This is a genomic window from Ancylobacter polymorphus, assembly GCF_030813495.1.
In the GTDB taxonomy this organism is placed as follows: domain Bacteria; phylum Pseudomonadota; class Alphaproteobacteria; order Rhizobiales; family Xanthobacteraceae; genus Ancylobacter; species Ancylobacter polymorphus.
Genome location: NZ_JAUSUI010000003.1, coordinates 399,892 through 420,668, shown reverse-complemented (window position 1 = coordinate 420,668; position 20,777 = coordinate 399,892). Strand labels below are relative to the sequence as shown.

The 20,777-nt window shown below is 67.3% G+C and carries 22 protein-coding genes; 7 read left to right on the top strand and 15 right to left on the bottom strand.

From position 1 onward, the window contains the following. Positions 1 to 59: 59 nt before the first annotated feature. From J2S75_RS09265 to groL, 4 genes are all read left to right on the top strand, one after another. Entirely contained in the window at positions 60 to 434 is a 375-nt protein-coding gene (locus tag J2S75_RS09265; protein ID WP_307019543.1) for a phasin family protein, read from the top strand. Between the two features lie 238 nt (positions 435 to 672). Then, positions 673 to 1,197: a phasin gene (locus J2S75_RS09260; RefSeq protein ID WP_307019542.1), complete on the top strand. Its 525-nt coding sequence runs from the start codon at positions 673 to 675 to the stop codon at positions 1,195 to 1,197. Positions 1,198 to 1,458: 261 nt separating this feature from the next. Then, positions 1,459 to 1,746 carry a co-chaperone GroES gene (locus tag J2S75_RS09255; protein WP_026221330.1) on the top strand — a complete coding sequence of 96 codons (288 nt, stop codon included), beginning with the start codon at positions 1,459 to 1,461 and terminating at the stop codon, positions 1,744 to 1,746. Between the two features lie 45 nt (positions 1,747 to 1,791). Then, positions 1,792 to 3,432 (top strand): chaperonin GroEL, encoded by a 1,641-nt coding sequence (groL, locus tag J2S75_RS09250; RefSeq protein WP_307019541.1) that lies wholly within the window; start codon positions 1,792 to 1,794, stop codon positions 3,430 to 3,432. A 344-nt stretch (positions 3,433 to 3,776) separates the two neighbouring features. Here groL and J2S75_RS09245 read toward each other — a convergent pair whose 3' ends face one another. The 15 genes from J2S75_RS09245 to coxB all read right to left on the bottom strand — a co-directional run bounded on the left by J2S75_RS09245 (position 3,777) and on the right by coxB (position 18,307). Next, a complete protein-coding gene (locus J2S75_RS09245; RefSeq protein ID WP_307019539.1) occupies positions 3,777 to 5,441 on the bottom strand; it encodes an ABC transporter permease in 1,665 nt (554 codons plus the stop codon). 89 nt (positions 5,442 to 5,530) lie between these two features. Beyond that, complete coding sequence (locus J2S75_RS09240) at positions 5,531 to 6,574, bottom strand: Fe(3+) ABC transporter substrate-binding protein (protein WP_307019538.1); 1,044 nt, start codon at positions 6,572 to 6,574, stop codon at positions 5,531 to 5,533. Between the two features lie 389 nt (positions 6,575 to 6,963). Further along, positions 6,964 to 7,440 carry a bacterioferritin gene (bfr, locus tag J2S75_RS09235; RefSeq protein ID WP_244378011.1) on the bottom strand — a complete coding sequence of 159 codons (477 nt, stop codon included), beginning with the start codon at positions 7,438 to 7,440 and terminating at the stop codon, positions 6,964 to 6,966. A 103-nt stretch (positions 7,441 to 7,543) separates the two neighbouring features. Continuing rightward, on the bottom strand, positions 7,544 to 8,005 hold the full coding sequence (locus J2S75_RS09230) for a (2Fe-2S)-binding protein (RefSeq protein ID WP_307019537.1): 462 nt from the start codon (positions 8,003 to 8,005) through the stop codon (positions 7,544 to 7,546). 166 nt (positions 8,006 to 8,171) lie between these two features. Next, positions 8,172 to 8,828 carry a GNAT family N-acetyltransferase gene (locus J2S75_RS09225; protein ID WP_307019536.1) on the bottom strand — a complete coding sequence of 219 codons (657 nt, stop codon included), beginning with the start codon at positions 8,826 to 8,828 and terminating at the stop codon, positions 8,172 to 8,174. Positions 8,829 to 8,846: 18 nt separating this feature from the next. Continuing rightward, positions 8,847 to 10,133 (bottom strand): M16 family metallopeptidase, encoded by a 1,287-nt coding sequence (locus J2S75_RS09220; RefSeq protein ID WP_307019535.1) that lies wholly within the window; start codon positions 10,131 to 10,133, stop codon positions 8,847 to 8,849. Then, positions 10,130 to 11,539 carry a threonine synthase gene (gene thrC, locus J2S75_RS09215; RefSeq protein WP_307019534.1) on the bottom strand — a complete coding sequence of 470 codons (1,410 nt, stop codon included), beginning with the start codon at positions 11,537 to 11,539 and terminating at the stop codon, positions 10,130 to 10,132. Before thrC ends, J2S75_RS09220 begins: the two co-directional genes overlap by 4 nt. 78 nt (positions 11,540 to 11,617) lie before the next feature. Then, complete coding sequence (locus J2S75_RS09210) at positions 11,618 to 12,361, bottom strand: SURF1 family protein (RefSeq protein ID WP_307019533.1); 744 nt, start codon at positions 12,359 to 12,361, stop codon at positions 11,618 to 11,620. Further along, positions 12,358 to 12,744: a DUF983 domain-containing protein gene (locus tag J2S75_RS09205; protein ID WP_307019532.1), complete on the bottom strand. Its 387-nt coding sequence runs from the start codon at positions 12,742 to 12,744 to the stop codon at positions 12,358 to 12,360. Before J2S75_RS09205 ends, J2S75_RS09210 begins: the two co-directional genes overlap by 4 nt. A gap of 103 nt (positions 12,745 to 12,847) precedes the next feature. Continuing rightward, positions 12,848 to 13,684 (bottom strand): cytochrome c oxidase subunit 3, encoded by an 837-nt coding sequence (locus tag J2S75_RS09200; protein ID WP_307019531.1) that lies wholly within the window; start codon positions 13,682 to 13,684, stop codon positions 12,848 to 12,850. A 183-nt stretch (positions 13,685 to 13,867) separates the two neighbouring features. Then, a complete protein-coding gene (locus J2S75_RS09195) occupies positions 13,868 to 14,491 on the bottom strand; it encodes a cytochrome c oxidase assembly protein (protein WP_307019530.1) in 624 nt (207 codons plus the stop codon). 7 nt (positions 14,492 to 14,498) lie between these two features. Then, a complete protein-coding gene (locus J2S75_RS09190) occupies positions 14,499 to 14,681 on the bottom strand; it encodes a cytochrome c oxidase system small membrane protein (protein WP_307019529.1) in 183 nt (60 codons plus the stop codon). A 22-nt stretch (positions 14,682 to 14,703) separates the two neighbouring features. Continuing rightward, positions 14,704 to 15,657, bottom strand: a complete 954-nt coding sequence (locus J2S75_RS09185; RefSeq protein WP_244378030.1) for a heme o synthase — start codon at positions 15,655 to 15,657, stop codon at positions 14,704 to 14,706. Positions 15,658 to 15,779: 122 nt separating this feature from the next. After that, entirely contained in the window at positions 15,780 to 17,372 is a 1,593-nt protein-coding gene (gene ctaD / locus J2S75_RS09180) for a cytochrome c oxidase subunit I (RefSeq protein WP_307019528.1), read from the bottom strand. Between the two features lie 65 nt (positions 17,373 to 17,437). Continuing rightward, positions 17,438 to 18,307, bottom strand: coding sequence for a cytochrome c oxidase subunit II (coxB, locus tag J2S75_RS09175; RefSeq protein WP_370874106.1), 870 nt, complete (start codon positions 18,305 to 18,307; stop codon positions 17,438 to 17,440). A gap of 330 nt (positions 18,308 to 18,637) precedes the next feature. Here coxB and J2S75_RS09170 point away from each other — a divergent pair, with 330 nt between their 5' ends. From J2S75_RS09170 to J2S75_RS09160, 3 genes are read left to right on the top strand one after another with little or no spacing between them, the layout of a single operon-like run. Further along, positions 18,638 to 19,159 carry an invasion associated locus B family protein gene (locus J2S75_RS09170; protein ID WP_307019526.1) on the top strand — a complete coding sequence of 174 codons (522 nt, stop codon included), beginning with the start codon at positions 18,638 to 18,640 and terminating at the stop codon, positions 19,157 to 19,159. Between the two features lie 12 nt (positions 19,160 to 19,171). Beyond that, positions 19,172 to 19,813 carry an HAD family hydrolase gene (locus J2S75_RS09165; RefSeq protein WP_307019525.1) on the top strand — a complete coding sequence of 214 codons (642 nt, stop codon included), beginning with the start codon at positions 19,172 to 19,174 and terminating at the stop codon, positions 19,811 to 19,813. Next, positions 19,813 to 20,775, top strand: a complete 963-nt coding sequence (locus J2S75_RS09160) for a class I SAM-dependent methyltransferase (protein WP_307019524.1) — start codon at positions 19,813 to 19,815, stop codon at positions 20,773 to 20,775. The genes J2S75_RS09165 and J2S75_RS09160 overlap by 1 nt, the downstream gene beginning before the upstream one ends. The last annotated feature ends 2 nt before the right edge of the window (positions 20,776 to 20,777 follow it).

Here is a 20,777-nt window from a genome sequence, read left to right as displayed (position 1 = left end):
ATAGCAGTGCCTTCCGTTGCGTCTACACTCCCACATCGTCATCCGGAGGAGTTTTCGCCATGGCCGACAATCCGAAACTCGACGTTCCCCCCGAACTGCGCGCCATTGCCGAGCAGGGCGTGGGGCAGGCGCGCGCGGCCATTGATGGCCTGCTTGGCGCCGCGCACAAGGCGCTCGACGACGCCAGCCGCCATGTCGATACGGCGCAGGGCAATGCCCGCGAGTTCGGCCGCACCACGCTGGATTTCGTCGAGGCCAACATCGCCGCCGGCTTCGATTTCGCCTCCCGCCTCGCCGGCGCGACCACGGTGGACGAATGGGCGCGTCTTCACGCGGAATATGTGAAGGAACAGGCCGCCCGCCTCGCGGAGCAGGCCAAGGCGCTCGGCCAGCAGGCCAGCGCGGCCTCGCCCTTCGGCAAGGGCGACAAATAGGCATCCACGCCGCGCCGTCGGGCGGCCGGGCGCCGCCCTCGTGAAAAAAGTCAAAAAAATCGCTCGCCAGCGCAAATTGTGCATTGCAATATGATGCTGCATTGCACAATTATAGGGAACAGGACAGGGCAGAGGGTCGGGTTTCACTCGGACAGGCCTTTGCCGGTCAGGGCGCGGCCGCAGGCGCGGAGCGGTTGTCGCCAGTTCCCAATCCACCGCGACTGCGAGGAGAACCCCCATGGTCGACGCTGCCCCCGTCACCCCCACCCCGAAGAAGACCGCCAAGGCGACGACCGCCGCTTTCGAGTCGTCGCTGCCGAAGTTCGAAATGCCGAAGTTCGAAGTTCCGAAGTTCGATGTCGCTTCCGCCGTCGAAGTGCCCGCCGTGGTGCGCGAGATGGCCGAGAAGAGCGTGCAGAACGCGCGCGAGACCTATGAGAAGTTCAAGGCCAACGCCGAAGAGACCACCGACCTCTTGGAAGACACCTATTCCACCGCGTCGCGCGGCCTCGCCGAATACAACACGGCGGCGCTGGAATCCCTGCGCACCAATGTGAACGCTGCCTTCGACTATATGGGCGCGCTGTTCGGCGCCAAGAGCGTGTCGGAAGCCGTGGAACTCTCCACCGGCCATCTGCGCAAGCAGTTCGACGTGCTCTCCAGCCAGGCCAAGGAACTCTCCACCCTGGCGCAGAAGGTCGCCACCGACACCGCCGAGCCGATCAAGGCCTCGGTCGAGAAGACGATCAAGAAGGCTTCCTGATCGCCGCTTCGCCTGTGACATCGAAACCCGGTCCGCGCCCCGCGCAGGCCGGGTTTTTCACGTCGGGCGTCCCGCCGGCTCCCCGCCACCGGCGCATGACATTTTATGACGGCGCCGCCGCTTGCCGCGCGCTTGACTCAATCCGGTACCATTCCTATCTCGGCGACGGTTTGGCACTCACTCATGAAGAGTGCTAATACGCTTCTCACCAGCGCCGCACCGGCGCGCGACAGGAAGACCGAGGATCTACCGATGGCCCAGCTGAAGTTCCGCCCCCTGCATGACCGCATCGTGGTGAAGCGCCTCGACGCCGAAGAGAAGACGGCGGGCGGCATCATCATCCCCGACAGCGCCAAGGAAAAGCCCTCGCAGGGCGAAGTTCTCTCCGTGGGCCCCGGCGCCCGCGACGAAGCCGGCAAGCTCGTTCCCCTCGACGTGAAAGCCGGCGACAAGGTGCTGTTCGGCAAGTGGTCGGGCACCGAGGTCAAGATCGACGGTCAGGACCTCCTGATCATGAAGGAATCCGACGTGATGGGCATCGTCGGCTGAGCCGACTTTCCTTCCCGGACACACTGATTTTCAGGAGTAGGCCAGATGGCTGCCAAGGACGTTAAATTTGCCGGCGATGCCCGCGAGCGGATGCTGCGCGGCGTCGACATCCTCGCCAATGCGGTGAAGGTCACGCTCGGCCCCAAGGGCCGCAATGTCGTCATCGAGAAGAGCTTCGGCGCTCCGCGCATCACCAAGGACGGCGTCACCGTCGCCAAGGAGATCGAACTCGAGGACAAGTTCGAAAATCTCGGCGCGCAGCTGGTGCGTGAGGTCGCTTCCAAGACCAACGACCTTGCCGGCGACGGCACCACCACCGCCACCGTTCTCGCCCAGGCCATCGTCCGCGAAGGCGCCAAGTTCGTCGCCGCCGGCATGAACCCGATGGACCTCAAGCGCGGCGTCGACATCGCCGTCGCCGAGGCGATCAAGGACATCGAGAAGCGCGCCAAGAAGGTGAAGAACAGCGACGAAGTCGCTCAGGTCGGCACCATCTCCGCCAATGGCGATGCCTCCATCGGCGAGATGATCGCCGGCGCCATGCAGCGCGTGGGCAATGAGGGCGTCATCACCGTCGAGGAAGCCAAGACCGCCGAGACCGAGCTCGACGTGGTCGAAGGCATGCAGTTCGACCGTGGCTACCTCTCCCCCTATTTCATCACCAATGCCGAGAAGATGACGGTGGATCTCGAAGATCCCTACATGCTCATCTTCGACAAGAAGCTCTCCGGCCTGCAGGCGATCCTGCCCGTGCTCGAAGCCGTGGTGCAGTCGGGCAAGCCGCTGCTCATCATCGCCGAGGACGTGGAAGGCGAGGCGCTGGCCACGCTGGTGGTCAACAAGCTGCGCGGCGGCCTGAAGGTCGCGGCGGTGAAGGCTCCGGGCTTCGGCGACCGCCGCAAGGCCATGCTGGAAGACATCGCTGTCCTCACCGGCGGCCAGGTCATCTCCGAAGAGCTCGGCATCAAGCTTGAGAGCGTCAACCTCTCCATGCTCGGCCGCGCCAAGAAGGTGGTGATCGAGAAGGAAAAGACCACGATTGTCGACGGCGTCGGCAAGAAGAAGGACATTGAGGGCCGGGTCGCGCAGATCAAGGCGCAGATCGAGGAAACCACCTCGGACTACGACCGCGAGAAGCTGCAGGAGCGCCTCGCCAAGCTCGCCGGCGGCGTCGCGGTCATCCGCGTCGGCGGCGCGACCGAAGTCGAAGTGAAGGAAAAGAAGGACCGCATCGACGACGCGCTGAACGCCACCCGCGCCGCGGTGCAGGAAGGCATCGTCCCCGGCGGCGGCATCGCCCTGCTGCGCGCCAAGAAGGCGGTCGAGAAGCTCTCCTCCGACAACCCGGACATCCAGGCCGGCATCAAGATCGTGCTGCGCGCGCTTGAGGCCCCGATCCGCCAGATCGCCGAGAATGCCGGCGTGGAAGGCTCGATCGTGGTCGGCAAGGTGCTGGAGACGAAGGACCAGAACTTCGGCTTCAACGCTCAGACCGAGCAGTTCGTCGACATGATCGCCTCCGGCATCGTCGACCCCGCCAAGGTCGTGCGCACCGCGCTGCAGGACGCCGGCTCGGTCGCCGGCCTGCTCATCACCACCGAAGCCATGATCGCCGACGCGCCCAAGCGCGACGGCGGCGCCCCCGCCATGCCGGGCGGCGGCGGCATGGGCGGTATGGACTTCTGAGGAAGTCCATCCGCCCCTGCGGTTGGTTGAGCGCCTGAACCGGGCTTGCCCGGCTCAGGTGGCGGTATGGACTTCTGAGGAAGTCCATCCGCCCCTGCTTTTCGCTGAAGGCCTGAACCGGGCAAGCCCGGTTCAGGCGGCGGCAGCAGACATCAAGGGCGCGGCGCGAGCTGCGCCCTTTTTGCTGGGGCAACGCGTCGTCATCCTGAGGTGACCGGCAAAGCCGGTCATCCTGAGGTGACCGGCAAAGCCGGTCATCCTGAGGTGACCGGCAAAGCCGGGCCTCGAAGGACGCAGGCCCGCCGCCGCTTGCCGTGTTCGGATCGGTAAAGGAGGAGTTGCCCTCAGCCCTGCCGGGGACGGGAGAGGCGCGCCAGCAGGATCACCGGCACCAGCCCGACCAGCACGATGAGCAGCGCCGCCAGCGCGCCGTCCTCATAGGTGCCGCGCGCCGCTTCGGAATAGACATGGCTCGCCAGCGTCTCGAAATTCAGCGGGCGCAGCATCAGCGTCGCCGGCAGTTCCTTCATGCAGTCGACGAACACCAGCAGCGCGGCGGTGGCCAGCGCCGGCCGCAGCATCGGCAGATGGATCAGCCGCACCACGCCGCCGGGCTTCTCGCCGAGGCTGCGCGCCGCCATGTCGAGCGTCACGCCCACCTTGCCATAGCCCGCCTCAACCCCACCGATGGGGATGGCGAGGAAGCGGATGACATAGGCGATGATCAGCGCCGCGCCGGAGCCCGAGAGCAGCAGGCCGGTGGAGAGGCCGGTCAGGCGCTCGGACAGGTGCGAGACCAGATTGTCGAAGCCCGCCAGCGGCACCAGCAGGCCGACCGCGAGCACCGTGCCGGGCACGGCATAGCCGAGGCTGGCGAGGCGCAGCGCCAGCCCGGAGCGCAGCGCCCCGGTGCGCAGCGCCACCACCACGGCGAAGCCGAGAGCCAAAGCCAGCGCGGTGCCGAGCGCGGCGAACAGCGCGGTATTGGCCGCCTCATGCAGGATGGTCGGCGACACGCCGTGGAACGCCACGCGCTTCCACGCTGCCAGCGCCAGATGCCCCGCCGGCAGCACGAAGCCCAGCAGGACGGGGAGGAGGCAGGCAAGGAAAGCGAGCACCGACGCCCCGGCGGAAAGCGTGCGCCGCGCCGGCGGGCGGGCGCGGTCGCCGATGCTGCCGGTCCTCTGGTGGCGCCGTCCCCAGCGCTCCAGCAGCACCAGCGCGAACATCAGCGCCAGCATGCACAGGGCGATCTGCGCCGCGCCCGGCAGGCTGGAGCGGTTGAGCCAGGTGGAATAGATGGAGAGCGTCAGCGTCTGCACGCCGAGAAATTCCGAGGCGCCGATGTCGTTCACCGTCTCCATCAGCGCCAGCGTCACCCCCACCGCGATCGCCGGGCGGGCGAGCGGCAGGGCGATGCGGAAGAACGCCTCCCCCGCTCCCGCCCCCAGCGTGCGCGCGGCGTCGAGCACGGAAGCGGTCTGCACCAGGAAGGCGGCGCGGGCGGAGAGATAGACATAGGGGTAGAGCACCAGCCCGAGCAGGATGATGCAGCCCGGCAGGGTGCGCACTTCCGGCAGCCACAGATCGCGCGGGCGCAGGCCGAAGCTGGTGCGGATCAGCGTCGGGATCGGCCCCAGAGGGTGCACCGCGTCGACATAGATGAAGGCCTGGATATAGGTCGGTATGGCGAGCGGCAGCAGCAGCGCCCATTCGAACACGCCGCGCCCGGGAAAGCGGCACACCGCCACCAGCCAGGCGGTGCCGGTGCCGATGATGGCGACGAACAGGCCGACGCCGAGCACCAGCACCGTGGTCTCATACAGCGCGTGCGGAATCACATTGGCGATGAGATGCGGCCACAGATCGGGCGCGCCCTGCAGCGCGGTCCAGCCCAGCGCCGCCAGCGGCAGCAGTACCAGAAGCACGACCGCCCCCGCCGCCGCCCGCACGAGGCGGGAGCCGGTCAAGGGGGCGCGGTGCGGGCTGGGGGAGAGGACCAGGCTCATCTCGGCAAATGTCCCGGAGCGGCGAACCACCCCGGGACCCGTTCATGTCAGGGGGAAAAGGGCGGCGCGGGTGGCGCCGCCGGGTCCGTTCAGTTGTCGAAGCCGACCTTGTCGGCGAGATCGGTCGCCGCCTTGCGCGCCTTGGCGACCTGCACCAGATCGATATTGTCGACCTTCAGCGGGCCGAAGGCGGCGATGATCGGGTCCGCCGGCACGCCGGGCACCACGGGATATTCGAAATTCGCCTTGGCGTAGATTTCCTGCGCCTCCGGCGAGACGAGATATTCCAGCAGCTTGACCGCATTGCCCTTGTTCGGGGCGTTCTTGGCGACGCTGGCGCCGGAGATGTTCACATGGGTGCCGCCATTCTCGAAGGTGGGCAGCACGACATTGATCGCCTTGCCCCATGCCTCCTGCTCGGGGCCGCCCTTGCCGGAGCGCATCAGGCCCACATAGTAGGAATTGGCGAGGCCGATGTCGCAGATGTCGCCGAGAATGTCGCGCGCCACTTCACGGTCGCCGCCGGCGGCCTTGCGGGCCAGGTTCGCCTTCACGCCCTTCAGCCACTCCTCGGCCTTCGCCTCGCCGTGATGGACGATATAGGCGGCGATCAGCGCGGTGTTGTAGGGGTGCTTGCCCGAACGGATGCAGACCTCGCCCTTCCACTTCGGATCGGCGAAGCTCTCATAGGTGATCGCCGTGTCCTTCACCCGGTCCTTGGCGGTGTAGGCGACGCGGGCGCGGGCGGAAAGGGCGAACCACTCGCCTTCCTTGCCGCGGAGGTTCGCGGGAATGGCCTTTTCCAGCGTGTCGGAGCTGACCTTCTGGGTCACGCCCTGATCCACGAGGTCGAGAAGCGCGCCGACATCCACCGTCATCAGCACGTCGGCGGGGGAGGCGTCGCCCTCGGCCTTCACACGCTCGGCGAGGCCTTCCTTGACGAACACGCTGTTGACCTTGATGCCGGTCTTTTCGCTGAAGGCGTCGAACAGCGGCTTGGCGAGACCCGGCTCGCGGGTGGTGTAGATGTTCACCACCTCCTCCGCCGAAGCGGCCAGGGGCGCGAGGGCGAGCGTCGCGGCGATGAAGCCGGAAAGCGCGTAGCGGGACAGAAGGGAGCTGCGGGCAGGCATGGGCGTCTCCTGTGTGCGCACCACCGTCAAGGGGCGGTTGCATGGTGGACGGTACGTCTGTCCGAGGCGGTAGCCGACGCGGCCCCGCCGGTCAACGAAAAGCAAAGTGAAGTCAATATGTTAGAATAAGTCTAAGGAAAGGCTGCGGCATGCCTGGGCGGCGGTGCGCCGCGCCGAGGCCGGGCGGAGACCACACGCCCGTACCGCAGCCTGAAACGAAAAGGGCCGGTCTCGCGACCGGCCCTTGCTAACCCTGGAGCCTGATCCGATCGGGTTGAATCAACCTGATCGGTGAATCAGTCTCTAAGCTATTGATAGAGAACGTTTTACCTATCGGATTGCGAGGCAATCCGATCGGAACGTGCTCTAGGTAATGACGGCGAAAAGGCTCACTCCAGCTCGCCGATATGGTGCTGGGCGTAGAGCTGCAGACCCAGGGTCTTGATCAGGTCGAGCTGGGTTTCGAGGAAGTCGATATGGCCTTCCTCATCGGTCATCAGCGCCTTGAACAGATCGCGGCTGGGATAGTCCTGCACGCTCTCGCAATAGGTCGCGGCTTCCTGGTAGAGCGCGCGCGCCTCGATCTCGGCGGCGAGATCGCACTCGATGACTTCCTTGATGTCCTGGCCGATGCGCAGCGGGTCCAGTACCTGCAGGTTCGGCAGGCCTTCGAGGAACAGGATGCGGTCGATGAAGCGATCCGCGTGCTGCATCTCCTCGATCGACTCGGCGCGCCACTTGGCGGCGAGCTTCTTGAAGCCCCAATTGTCCAGCATGCGGTAATGCAGCCAGTATTGGTTGATCGCGGTGAGCTCCGAGCGGACGCCGCGGTTGAGATATTCGATGACCTTTGAATCGCCCTTCATGGCGCCGCCTCTCCTGTTGCGAGTAGCGGCATCTTTTTAGAAAACTTCTAAGGAGAAGGCAACCACTCTTCCACAGGTCACGCGCGAGAGACCGCGCGGCGCTTCACTCAGCCGCAATGGCCGGCAGAGCCAGCGCAGGCTCGTGATGCCCATGGCCGTGGGAATGGGCATGGGGATGGCTGTGCCCATGGCTGTGCGCATGGCCGTGCCCATGGCTGTGATCGTGTGCGTGAGGCTCATGCCCATGCGGGCCGTGGGGGTGCGGCGCATGGGTGTGAGCGGCATGGCCTTGTGGCGCGTGGTAGTGCGGAGCCGCGGGATGAGCGTGCGGGGCGGGCGCCCCCTCCCCCTGCAGGGCGGCCGGGCATTCACGCGGGCAAACCGAACAGGCGCTGGCGTTCACGTCGTCGAGCAGCTTGCGGATGGTGCGGGCGCAGCGGCCACATTGGGCGCTGCAGCCGAGGCAGCGATAGACCTGCCCCACGGTTCGCACGGGCGCCGTCGTCTCCGACACCGCGCTGCGGATCTGACGATCGGAAAGCACATTGCAGGAACACACGATCATCGCGACGCGAAACCGAAGCTTTCAGGCGTTTAGAATTATTCTAAATATCGCCTTTCTCTTCTCTTTTCGCGCTATTCCGGCCAAGCGTCAATCGGCAAATACAAATCTGCCGATCATGTGAGGTGATCGATCAGTCTTCATTGGCATAGATTTGAGAGATTCCAGATTAAGCGCCGGAACTCATCTCATCAGCACTTTTGAATGGCACCAAACTGGCACCCTCGAACCCCGGCACGCGCGCGATCGGATCGCCCGCCAGCCGGGCATAGAGCACATGGTCCTGCCAGCGGCCGTCGATGCAGAGATATTCGCGCCCATAGCCCTCGCGCCGGAATCCGGCGCCCTCCAGCAGCCGCATGGAAGGGGTGTTGCTCGGCAGGCAGGCGGCTTCGATCCGGCGCAGCCCCAGCGTGCCATGGGCGAAGGGCAGCAGGGTGCGCACCGCCGCGCTCATATAGCCTTGCCCGGCGAAAGGGGCGCCCATCCAGTAGCCGAGGCTGGCGGTCTGGGTCACGCCCCGCCGGACATTGGACAGCGACAGCCCGCCCAGCAGCACACGGTCGGCACGGCGGATCACCAGGAACGGATAGGCCGCGTCCTCGCGCACATCGCGGGCATAGCGGCGCATGCGGCGCCGGAATGAGCCGCGCGTGAGGTCATAGGCCGGCCAGGTCGGCTCCCACGGCGCGAGGAAGTCGCGGCTCTGCTCGCGCAGGGCCGCCCAGGCGGCAAAGTCCGACATTTGCGGCAGGCGCAGCAGCACGCTCGCCCCCTCGACGAGCATGGGGGGCTCAGACCAGGACACGGTGCGAAACAGGGCCATGTGCGCTGCCGGCGGGCGTTATGCTGCGCTGAGACGTTCCGCGATGCGCGCCGCCGATTCAAGCGATTTTCCCGGCCCCAGCGCGGTGAAGGTCGGCCGGCCGCGGCCGATCAGCGCCTTGCCGGCGGCGCGGGCATCGTCCAGCGTCACCGCTTCCACCTTGGCGACGATCTCTTCCAGCGGGATCGGCCGGCCGAAGGCCAGCATCTGCCGCGCCAGCTGGTCCGCCCGTGCGCCGGAACTCTCCAGCGCCGCCAGCAGCCCCACCTTGGCCTGGGCCTTGGAACGCGCCAGCTCCGCCTCGGTCATGCTGTCGATGGTGGCAAGGATCTGGTCGACGGCCACGTCGACAAGTTCGCCGACATCGCCGCCATCCGTGCCGGCATAGACGCCGAACAGCCCGGTATCGGCATAGCCCCAGTGGAAGGAATAGACCGCGTAGCACAGGCCGCGCGCCTCGCGCACTTCCTGGAACAGCCGCGAGGACATGCCCCCGCCGAGCACATTGGTGAACACCTGCAGCGCATGGATGCCGGGGTCGCGGTAGGAAAGGCCGGGCAGGCCGATCAGGAGATGCGCCTGCTCCAGTTCGCGCCCGCCGCCGATCTCCACCCCGCCCTCATAGCGCGCGGGAACGACCGCCGGCTTGTCGGCGCCGGCAAAGCCCGCCACGCGCTTTTCCGCTTCCGCCACCAGCGCCTCATGCGACACTGCACCGGCGGCGGAGACGATCATCTTCGGCGCGCGGTAGGTGCGCCCGAGATAGGTGCGCAGCTTTTCCGGCCCGAAGGAGCGCACGCTGTCCGGCGTGCCGAGGATGGAACGGCCGATGGGCTGGCCGGGAAAGGCCCGCTCCTGAAACAGGTCGAACACCAGATCGTCCGGCGTATCCAGCGCCGCGCCGATCTCCTGCTCGATCACATTGTGCTCGCGCGCCAGTTCTTCCGGGTCGAAGGCCGGCTCAGCGAGAATGTCGGACAGCACGTCGAGCGCCAGCGGCATGTCCTCGGCCAGCACCCGCGCATTGTAGGAGGTGTGCTCGACGCTGGTGGCGGCGTTGATGTCGCCGCCGACCGCCTCGATCTCCTCGGCGATGCCGCGCGCGGAGCGGCGGCGCGTGCCCTTGAACGCCATATGCTCCAAGAGATGAGAGATGCCGTGCTCGTCCGCCTCCTCGTCGCGCGCCCCGGCCCCGACCCAGATGCCGAGCGAGGTCGTGGCCAGATGCGGCATGGATTCGGAAACGACGGTGACACCGTTGGCGAGCGTGGTGATGCGGGGCCCCGGGGCGGTGGGAGTGCTCACGCGGCGGTCTCCGAGGCCCGCGCATGGCGGGTGATGTAGGCTTCGATCGCCGCCACATCATTGGGCAGGGTCGGCGTGCGCTCGGGCCGCTCCAGGAGGTCGGCGAGGTGCGGCGGCAGCGCCGGGCGCTCGCCGCAGGCCCGCTCCACCGCGTCGGGGAACTTGGCGGGGTGCGCGGTGGCGAGCACCACCTGCGGCACATGCGGATCATGCGCGACGCGCTCGGCCACCGACACCGCGACCGCCGTGTGCGGATCGAGCAGATAGCCGGTCTCCGCCCGCACCCGGGCGATGGTACCCAGCGTCTGCGCCTCGTCCGCCCGCCCGGCGTCGAAATCGGCCCGCAGCGCGGCCATGGCGGCGCTGGAGGGCGCGAAGGCCCCGGACTGCGCCAGCGAGGCCATCAGCCCGCGCAGCGCGCCGGCGTCGCGGTCCATCGCCTCGAACAGCACGCGCTCGAAATTCGACGACACCTCGATGTCCATCGACGGCGAGGAGGAGGGATGCACGCCGGTCACCTCATAGCGCCCGGTCGCCAGCGTGCGGGCGAGAATGTCGTTCACATTGGTCGCCACCACCAGCCGCTCTACCGGCAGGCCCATGCGCTTGGCGACATAGCCGGCGAGCACATCGCCGAAATTGCCGGTCGGCACCACGAAGGAGGTCTTGCGCTGCGGCGCCCCCAGCGCGACGCCGGCGACGAAATAGTACACCACCTGCGCGACGATGCGCGCCCAGTTGATCGAGTTCACCCCGGCGAGGCGCTGGCGGTCGCGGAAGGCGTGATGGTTGAACATCGCCTTCACATGCGCCTGGCAGTCGTCGAACGTGCCTTCGATGGCGATGGCGTGGACATTGGCGTCCGGCACCGTGGTCATCTGCCGGCGCTGCACCTCGGAGACGCGGCCGGCGGGGTAGAGGATGAACACATCGGTGCGCTTGGAGCCGCGAAACGCCTCGATGGCCGCGCTGCCCGTGTCGCCCGAAGTGGCGCCGACAATGGTGGCGTGCTGGTCGCGCGCGCTCAGCACATGGTCCATCATCCGGCCCAGAAGCTGCATCGCCACATCCTTGAAGGCGAGCGTCGGGCCGTGGAACAGCTCCAGCACGAAGCGGTTGGGGGCGATCTGCACCAGCGGCGTGGTGGCGGGATGGCGGAAGCTGGCATAGGCCTCCTCCAGCATCGGCCCCAGCACGTCAGGCGTGAAGGCGGAATCGACGAAGGGCGCGATCACCCGGCCGGCGACCTCGGCATAGGAATGGCCGGCGAGGGTGGAAATCGCCTGCGGCGCCAGCGCGGGGAAGACCTCGGGCACATACAGCCCGCCATCGCGCGCAAGGCCGGCGAGCAGGGCGTCGGAGAAGGCGAGCACGGGAGCCTCGCCGCGAGTCGAGATGTAGCGCACGCGCGCCTCCGCTGGAGAAAGTGGCCGCAACCTAGTGGCGGGGAGCCGATGAGGCAAGCAAACGCTCACCTCACGCGCTCACACCCGCCGCCGGCTCCAGACATAGGCGATGAACACGCCGAGGAGCGAGGCGGCGAGGCCGAACCAGGTCAGCGCATATTCGAGATGCCGGTTCGGGAACACGATGCGCGTCAGCCCGCCACGCGGCAGGCCGCCGGGGTTTGCCGTCGCATCCGCGTCGATGAGGAAGGGCGCCACCCGCACCAGCCCCTTGGCGCTGGCGATCGCCTCGGGGTCGCGCACATACCAGCTGTCCCTGGCCGCGTCGTTGGCGGGGGTGAACGGCCCCGCCTCTTCCGGCAGGCGCAGCAGGCCGGTGACGGTGACGGGACCTTCCACCTGGCCCTCCGCCCGCGTCGCCGGCGCCTTCTGCGCCAGCGGCACGAAGCCGCGATTGACCAGCACGACGGCGCCATCGGGCAGGCTGAGCGGCGTCACCACCCAATAGCCCGGCCCGCCGGAGCCATCCGGTGCCTGATCCACCAGGGCATAGACCTGCACTTCGAGAGCGTTGAGGAACCGCCCCTGCACGGTGACGCGGCGATACTCGTCATTGGCGAAGTCGATCTTGCCCCAATCGGCTTCCGGCGGCAGCGGCACCGGCGCTTCGTGAATGCGTGCCTCCACCTGGGCGATCAGTGTTTCCTTCCAGGCGAGCCGCTGCAACTGCCACAGGCCGAGCCCCACCAGCACGGCGAAGGCCAGCAGCGCCGCGGCCGCGACCGGCAGCAGCCGGTGCCGCGAGGGGGCCGGAGCGCTCACTTATCCCCCTTGTCGAGACGGCCTTCCTGCGCGCGCTTGGCATATTGCAGCGCGATCAGCGTCGCCTTCAGCGGCCGCAGCAGGCCGAGCGTGGAGAGCAGCACCAATGGCGTCCAGAGCAGCGCATGCACCCAGAAGGGTGGCTGCCAGGCGAGTTCCACCCACAGCGCCAGCCCCACCACCAGCGCGCCGGCGGCGAGGATGATGAACACGACCGGCCCGTCGCCGGAATCGTCGAAGCTGTAATCCAGCCCGCAGGCGGTGCAGGACGGCGCCACGGTGATGAAGCCGTTGAAAAGCTTGCCCCGGCCGCAGCGCGGGCAGCGGCAGGTGAGGCCGGCCGTATAGGGCGAGACCCCTCTATCGTAAGGTTGCAGGTCCATGGCCGGTTTCTACTCCCATTCCGGGCCGGGGTGGCACGGGCATTTCGCCACATAAACGAAAAGGGGCGGCCGAAGCCGCCCCTTGCCGAAAGCTGTTACCGGATCAGTGCGGAGCGCCCGCGCTGCCCCAGACATAGATGAAGGTGAAGAGGAACAGCCACACCACGTCGACGAAGTGCCAGTACCAGGCCGCCGCCTCGAACCCGAAATGATGGGTCGGGGTGAAATGGCCGGCATAGATACGCCCGAGGCACACGGCGAGGAAGATGGTGCCGACAATGACGTGGAAGCCGTGGAAGCCGGTCGCCATGAAGAAGGTGGCGCCGTAAATGTTGCCGGAGAAGGCGAATTCGGCGTGGCTGTACTCGAAGCCCTGCAGCAGCGAGAAGATGAAGCCGAGGCCGACGGTGAGCCACAGGCCCCATTTGGCGCTCTGGCGGTCGCCATGCACCAGGGCGTGGTGCGCCCAGGTCAGCGTCGTGCCGGAGGTCAGCAGGATCAGCGTGTTGAGCAGCGGCAGGTGCCAGGGATCGAAGGTCTCGATGCCCTTCGGCGGCCAGACGCCGCCGGTCGCCGTGGCGCGGGCATAATTGATCTCCTCGCCGACGAAGAGCGACGCATCGAAGAAGGCCCAGAACCAGGCGACGAAGAACATCACCTCGGAGGCGATGAACAGGATCATGCCGTAGCGCAGGTGAAGCTGCACCACCGGCGTGTGAGCGTGCTCGTGCTCGCCTTCGCGGATCACGTCCCGCCACCACACCACCATGGTGTAGATCACGCCGAGCAGGCCGGCGATGAACACCAGCGAGGTCAGCTGGCCGTGCATCCAGAACACCGCGCCCACGGCCATGATGAACGCGAAGATCGAAATGACGAACGGCCACGGGCTCGGGTCAACGAGGTGGTAGTCGTGATGTTTGGCGTGGGCCTCGGCCATGGGTCGCGCTCTCCGTTCCGTCTGCTTCTCTAGAGCCCTTTCCGCGCCGGTGGAACCACCGAAGCGACGGGAAACGGCACCGTATTCACTGCACCCGCCCCTCTCGACGCCAGGGTCGTCCGACCCTCGCGGAAAAGGCACGGGCAAGCCGCGCGCGCGGCCGCAACTTTCCCTGCCGCCCGGTTAGAGCGGCGCCTTTCCGTCCTTCGCCGCCCCGGCGGCCAGCGGCGTCGCCTTGGGGAAGAAGGTGTAGGAAAGGGTGATGGTCTTCACCCCGCGCATCTCCGGATCCTCGGCAAAGGCCGGATCGACGAAGAAGACGACGGGCATGTCGAGGCTCTCGCCCGGCTGCAGCGTCTGGTCGGTGAAGCAGAAGCACTGCATCTTGGCGAAGTGGTAGCCGGACTGGGCCGGCGTCACATTATAGGTCGCGGCGGCGGTCACCGGCTTGTCGCTGCGGTTCTTCACCCGGTAATAGGCAAGCTTGGTCTCGCCCACCCGCACCTGCACCGAGCGGCGCTCGGGAGCGAATTCCCAGTCGAGGCCCGGCGCGGTGTTGGCGTCGAAGCGCACTTCCACCATCCGTTCCAGGGCCGCGCCCGGCGCCGAGGCGGCGACACGGGTAGCCCCGCCAAAGCCGGTGACCTGGCAGAACATCTGGTAAAGCGGCACGGCGGCATAGGCGGCGCCGGTCATGGCGACGACGAAAGCGACGCAGCTCAGCGCCACGCCGCGATGGCTCACCTTCCGGCGCGGGGCGGCCGGGGCAGCTTCGGTGTCGGTGGTGTCTTCGCGGTCTGATGCCATGGCACCCTCACAGCGGACGGATCAGCACGGCCGGGCCGAGCTTGACGATGGTCACCACATAGAACAGCACGCAGAGCGCCGCGAGCACCGCCGCGATGGCGATGGAACGGGCGCGCCGGCGCCGCTTCTGCTCCTCGGTCAGCACCACACCTTCGGGCTCGCCGCCGGGTCGCTTGTTGTCGTCGCTCATTCCAGCCCTCGCCGCCATGCGCTCACAGCCCGAAACCGGCCGGCGCGACCGCCTCGACGAGGAGGACCGCGAAGAGCAGGAAAAGATACAGGATCGAGAAGCCGAACAGCCGCCGCGCCGCGATTTCCGCCGGGGCGCCCTCGCGCCGGCGATAGACCTGGACCGCCAGCAGCAGCATCAGCGCCCCGGTGACGCCGGAGACGACGCCATAGGCGAGGCCGGCCATGCCGAGGAAGAAGGGCGACATGGCGAGCGGCACCAGCAGCAGCGTGTAGAGCAGGATCTGGCGGCGGGTCTCCGACGGGCCGGCGACCACGGGCAGCATCGGCACGCCGGCGCGGGCATAGTCGCCCGACTTGTAGAGCGCCAGCGCCCAGAAATGCGGCGGGGTCCAGAAGAAGATAATGAGGAACAGCAGCAGGCTTTCCAGCCCGATGCCGCCGGACGCCGCCGCCCAGCCGACCATGGGCGGGAAGGCGCCGGCGGCGCCGCCGATGACGATATTCTGCGGCGTCCAGCGCTTCAGCCACATCGTGTAGATGACGACATAGAAGAAGATGGTGAAGGCCAGCAGCGCCGCCGCGACCATGTTCACCAGAAGGCCGAGCACGATCACCGAGCCGACCGAGAGCGTCATGCCGAAAGCGAGCGCCTCGCCCGGGGTGACGCGGCCGGCGGGAATCGGGCGGCGGCGGGTGCGGCTCATCACCGCGTCGATGTCGGCGTCCCACCACATGTTGAGCGCGCCCGAGGCGCCGGCGCCGATGGCGATGCACAGCAGCGCGGTGAAGGCGATCACCGGGTGCACCTCGCCCGGCGCACGCACGAGGCCGACCAGCGCGGTGAAGATCACCAGCGACATGACGCGGGGCTTCAGCAGCGCGACATAGTCGGCCACCGAGGCGGGCGACGGCATGTCGAGCGCGCGGGGCTCGCTCGGGGTCAGGTCGTATTCGCGCGAGGCGACGTCGCTCATCACTTCACTCCGGCGCGCCCGGGGGCGGCACTTTTCTTCGGGACGGCCGCACGCGGCGCCGCCCCTCTTGTGGAACCGGCGCGGAGAACCGCGCCGGGTCGTCTCTCAAACGGCCGGGCCGCTCACTTGATCTTCGGCAGGACGTCGAAGTGGTGATAGGGCGGCGGCGAGCTCAGCGTCCATTCCAGCGTGGTCGCGCCTTCGCCCCAGGGGTTGGCGCCGGCCGGCACCTTGGCGGCGAACATGCGCCAGATGCCGAACAGGAACACCAGCACCGCGAAGCCGGAGATGTAGGAACCGATCGAGGAGACGAAGTTCCAGCCGGCGAACGCGTCCGGATAGTCCGCGTAGCGGCGCGGCATGCCGGCGAGGCCGAGGAAGTGCTGCGGGAAGAACACCAGGTTGACGCCGATGAAGGTCAGCCAGAAGTGCAGCTTGGCGATGCCCTCGCTGTACATGTAGCCGAACATCTTCGGGGCCCAGTAGTACCAGCCGGCGAAGATGGCGAACACGGCGCCGAGCGACAGCACGTAGTGGAAGTGGGCCACCACGTAATAGGTGTCGTGCAGCGCGCGGTCGATGCCGGCATTGGAGAGCACGACGCCGGTGACGCCGCCGACGGTGAACAGGAAGATGAACCCGATCGCCCACAGCATCGGCACGCGCATGGAGATCGAACCGCCCCACATGGTGGCGATCCAGGAGAAGATCTTCACGCCCGTCGGCACCGCGATGATCATGGTCGCGGCGACGAAATAGGCCTGGGTCGAGGAGGACAGGCCGACCGTGTACATGTGGTGCGCCCACACCACGAAGCCGACCACGCCGATCGCCACCATCGCATAGGCCATGCCGAGATAGCCGAAGACGGGCTTGCGCGAGAAGGTGGAGACGATGTGCGAGATGATGCCGAAGCCCGGCAGGATCAGGATGTACACTTCGGGATGGCCGAAGAACCAGAACAGGTGCTGGAACAGGATCGGGTCACCGCCGCCGGCCGGATCGAAGAAGGTGGTGCCGAAATTGCGGTCCGTCAGCAGCATGGTGATGGCGCCGGCGAGCACGGGCAGCGACAGCAGCAGCAGGAACGCGGTCACCAGCTGCGACCAGGCGAAGAGCGGCATCTTGTGCAGCGTCATGCCAGGGGCGCGCATGTTGAGGATCGTCGTGATCAGGTTGATCGCGCCGAGGATCGACGAAGCGCCCGCAATGTGCAGCGAGAGGATCAGCAGGTCCATCGCCGGGCCGGGATGGCCGAGCTTAGAGGAGAGCGGGGGATAGATCGTCCAGCCGCCGCCGAAGCCGTTGGTGCCCGGCGCGCCTTCCACGAACAGCGACAGCAGCGCCAGCGCGAAGGCGGGCGGCAGCAGCCAGAAGGCGACGTTGTTGATGCGCGGGAAGGCCGTGTCCGGCGCGCCGATCATCAGCGGCACGAAATAGTTGCCATAGCCGCCGATCATCGCCGGCATCACCATGAAGAAGATCATGATGAGGCCGTGGCCGGTGGTGAACACGTTGAAGGTCTGCGGATCGGAGAAGATCTGCATCCCCGGCTCCTGCAGCTCCATGCGGATGCCGATGGAGAGGGCGCCGCCCACGATCCCCGCGACGATCGCGAAGATCAGGTACATCAGCCCGATGTCCTTGTTGTTGGTCGAATAGACCCAGCGCTTCCAACCCGTCGGATCGCCCGCGTGACCGGCTGCGTATGCCATGGAACCGTCCCTCATGCGCGCCCTTTAGGGGCACTTAGAAACTTCAATGCGCCGAACCGGCACTCTCAGCGGGCGGCGACGCCCGCCACCTCGCCCTGCGCGACACGCGCCGGCGCCGGGGCCGCCGCGAACTCCTGCTTGGCCTTCTCGACCCACGCCGCGAATTCCTGCTCGCTCACCACCCGGATGGCGATCGGCATGAAGGCGTGGTCCTTGCCGCACAGCTCGGAGCACTGGCCGTAATAGATGCCTTCCTTGGTCGCCTGGAACCAGCTCTCGTTCAGGCGGCCCGGCAGGGCGTCGATCTTCACGCCGAAGGACGGAAGAGCGAAGGAATGGATCACGTCCGCCGCCGTCACCTGGATACGGACGATCTTGTTCACCGGCACGACCACGTCGTTGTCCACCGCCAGCAGGCGGGGCTGGCCGGGCTTCAGCTCGGCTTCCGGCACCATCAGGCTGTCGAAGCTGAACGCGCCATTGTCCGGGTATTCATAGGACCAGTACCACTGGTGCCCCGTCACCTTCACGGTGAGATCGGCCTGCGGCAGGTCCAGCTGATGGAACAGCAGGCGGAAGGAGGGAATGGCGATCGCCACCAGGATGAGGACCGGAACCACGGTCCACACCACCTCGATCATCGTGTGATGCGTGGTGCGCGAGGGGACCGGATTGGCCTTCTCGTTGAACTTCACCATCACCACGACCAGCAGCGCCAGCACCAGCAGCACCACGGCGACGATGATCACCAGAAGGAAGAAGTGGAAGGAGTGCATGCTCTCCATGACCGGAGAAGCCGCCCCCTGAAGATTGATCTGCCAGGGCGAAGGCTGCCCGGTCCCCGCCAGCGCGGCCCCAGCCAGCGCCAGCATGCCGAACATCCCGCCGGCCAGGCCCGCGACCGTGCGCGCAGCATTGCGGATCCACGATTTCATCGCGAACGTCACTCCCATCAGCTTCCCCACGGCCCAGCCCAAGCGATAATGATCGCTCTCCGGGACAGCGGCATTTGATCTTCATCAAACACAAAAAGGACACGCGGGCAACGCGCCTGGGGCGTTCGACTCCTGCGACATGACGTCGGGTGCCTGGAACCGTTCTATCTCCATGCAGCGATGGATTGCCGCATTCTTGACATCACCCTCGGGCTTCTACCGCATCCTGCACTGGGGAGCGGCCGAAAAGGGGACGCCGCACGATTCGCCTTGTCCCCTGCCGCCGATTCTTTAGAAGACATAGCGAACGACACTTTTCGGGAGACAGCCATGCCCGGCTTCGCGGCCCTCCGTTCAGCCATTGTCGCGGCGCTCGCCGCCGCAGCGCTGCTCGCCTCCCTCGGTGGGGCCTCGGCGCAGGGCGTCGTGCGCTCCGTCCATGGCGAATGGCAGATCCGGTGCGACACCCCGCCCGGGGCGCAATCCGAGCAATGCGTGCTGCTGCAAAGCGTGCAGGCCGACGACCGCCCCAATGTCGGCCTCACCGCGATCGTGCTGAAGATGCGCGACAACGGCAAGACCCTGCTGCGCGTGCTCGCCCCGCTGGGCGTGCTGCTGCCCTCCGGCCTCGGCCTCATCATCGACGACACCCCCATCGGCAGCGTCGGCTTTGTGCGCTGCGTGCCCAATGGCTGCGTCGCCGAGGTGGAGATGGACGCGACGCTGATGGACAGGCTGCGCAACGGCAAGAAGGCCATCTTCGTCATCCGCGAAACGCCCGAGCCGGATGAGGGCATCGGCATCCCGCTCAATCTCAACGGGTTCGGCCAGGGCTACGACGCGCTTCCCTGAAGGCGCGGGCCCGTGAACCCCTCCCCTCCTGACGCGCCCCCTCCCCGCCTCGTCATCTTCGATATGGATGACGTGCTGCTGCGCTATGATGTCGAGGCTCGCCGGGCCGCCATGGGCGCCCCCGCCGGGCTCTCCGCCGCCGAGGTCGAGCGCCGCGTCTGGCACAGCGGCATTGAGGACGCCTCCGATCTCGGCCATCTCACCCCGGACGCCTATCTCGCCGCGGTGGCTGAAGCGCTCGGCACGCCGTTCGGCCGGCCCGAATGGCTGCGCACCCGCGCCCTCGCCATGACGCTGGATCCGGACATGCTGGCGCTGGTGCCGCGGGTCAGCGCCCGCGTTCCCATTGCCCTGCTCACCAATAATGGCCACATCATGCGCGAGCATTTCGACGCGCTGGTGCCGGAACTGCGGGCCCTGTTCGGCCCGGCCATGCATGTCGCCTGCGAGTTCGGCGCCAAGAAGCCGGCGCCCTCCGTATATAAAGGTGTGGCGGCCCGCTACGGCGTCGCCCCGCAGGAGGCGGTGATGATCGACGACAAGCCGGTCAATGTCGCCGGCGCCCGAGAGGCCGGCCTGCGCGCCCATTGCTTCACCCGCGCGGGCGATCTCGCGGCGTTTCTGGCGGAGGCCGGGCTGGGGGAGACCCTCTGATGCTGTGTCCCGTTTGCGAGGCCGCGTCCGCTCCCTTCCGGGTGGTCGAGGGATTCGCCTATTTCAAGTGCTCGGGCTGCGGCGTCCTGCATTTGCCGCCCGACATTCTGCGCGACATCGACGCCGGCAAGCCGCTCCGCACCTATGAGGTGGAGTATTGGGACGCGGAAATGCACGCCGCCGGGCAAAGGGCGGCCGGGCCCGGCATGGCCCGGCTGTGCGAGGCGATCTTTCTCGCCTCCACCCCGGTGCGCACCGTGCTGGACATCGGCACCGGCCCGGGCGTCCTGCTCGATCACATGGCGCGGCTGATGCCCCATGCCGCCCCCGCCATTCACGGCGTGGAGCTTTTCCCACCGCCGGCGCGCTGGCGGACGACCTCGCCCAACTACCATATCGGCACGCTCGACTCCCTTGCCCCGATGACCTTCGAGGCCGGCCTGTGCATGGAAGTGATCGAGCATCTGACGCCGCGCATGGTCGCGACTCTTCTGCGGGCACTCGCCTCGGTGGCGAGCGAGGGCAGCTGCTTCCTGTTCAACACCGGCCTCACGCCCTTCGTGGAAAACGAGGACCCGGCCTATCTGGACCCGCTTGGGCGCGGCCACATCACCATTTGGACCGTCGAGGCGATGGCGCGGCTTGCAGCGCCCTTCGGACTCACGGTCTCGCCCGTGCCCGGCCGTAGCTGGGCGTTCATCGTCGAGAAGGCGCCGCGCCCCGTGGCGTTTGATCACCGCATCTATCATCCGCTGCCGGAGAACCTCGCCTTTCTCTCCGGCGGCGGGGCGATCGAATCGGTGCCGAGCCTGCTGGCCCGGTCGGGCCTCGCCTGGTTCTTCTTCGCGGACATGGCGGCGAGCCGCACCGCCTGGGCCCTGTCCCTCGACGGGGAGCTCGCCGCGCTGCGGGAGGCTCGCCAGCCCTCGGAGGCGGGCGGCGGCGGTCATCCCCCGGAATGAGC

Coding starts and splice junctions, on each gene's coding strand:
- coxB (WP_370874106.1), bottom strand. CDS start 18,307: ATGAAATCGTGGATCCGCAATGCTGCGCGCACGGTCGCGGGCCTGGCC.
- J2S75_RS09245 (WP_307019539.1), bottom strand. CDS start 5,441: ATGAGCCTGGTCCTCTCCCCCAGCCCGCACCGCGCCCCCTTGACCGGC.
- J2S75_RS09170 (WP_307019526.1), top strand. CDS start 18,638: ATGCCCGGCTTCGCGGCCCTCCGTTCAGCCATTGTCGCGGCGCTCGCC.
- J2S75_RS09160 (WP_307019524.1), top strand. CDS start 19,813: ATGCTGTGTCCCGTTTGCGAGGCCGCGTCCGCTCCCTTCCGGGTGGTC.
- J2S75_RS09185 (WP_244378030.1), bottom strand. CDS start 15,657: ATGAGCGACGTCGCCTCGCGCGAATACGACCTGACCCCGAGCGAGCCC.
- J2S75_RS09190 (WP_307019529.1), bottom strand. CDS start 14,681: ATGAGCGACGACAACAAGCGACCCGGCGGCGAGCCCGAAGGTGTGGTG.
- J2S75_RS09205 (WP_307019532.1), bottom strand. CDS start 12,744: ATGGACCTGCAACCTTACGATAGAGGGGTCTCGCCCTATACGGCCGGC.
- bfr (WP_244378011.1), bottom strand. CDS start 7,440: ATGAAGGGCGATTCAAAGGTCATCGAATATCTCAACCGCGGCGTCCGC.
- J2S75_RS09230 (WP_307019537.1), bottom strand. CDS start 8,005: ATGATCGTGTGTTCCTGCAATGTGCTTTCCGATCGTCAGATCCGCAGC.
- ctaD (WP_307019528.1), bottom strand. CDS start 17,372: ATGGCATACGCAGCCGGTCACGCGGGCGATCCGACGGGTTGGAAGCGC.
- J2S75_RS09200 (WP_307019531.1), bottom strand. CDS start 13,684: ATGGCCGAGGCCCACGCCAAACATCACGACTACCACCTCGTTGACCCG.
- J2S75_RS09260 (WP_307019542.1), top strand. CDS start 673: ATGGTCGACGCTGCCCCCGTCACCCCCACCCCGAAGAAGACCGCCAAG.
- J2S75_RS09240 (WP_307019538.1), bottom strand. CDS start 6,574: ATGCCTGCCCGCAGCTCCCTTCTGTCCCGCTACGCGCTTTCCGGCTTC.
- J2S75_RS09265 (WP_307019543.1), top strand. CDS start 60: ATGGCCGACAATCCGAAACTCGACGTTCCCCCCGAACTGCGCGCCATT.
- J2S75_RS09225 (WP_307019536.1), bottom strand. CDS start 8,828: ATGGCCCTGTTTCGCACCGTGTCCTGGTCTGAGCCCCCCATGCTCGTC.
- J2S75_RS09195 (WP_307019530.1), bottom strand. CDS start 14,491: ATGGCATCAGACCGCGAAGACACCACCGACACCGAAGCTGCCCCGGCC.
- groL (WP_307019541.1), top strand. CDS start 1,792: ATGGCTGCCAAGGACGTTAAATTTGCCGGCGATGCCCGCGAGCGGATG.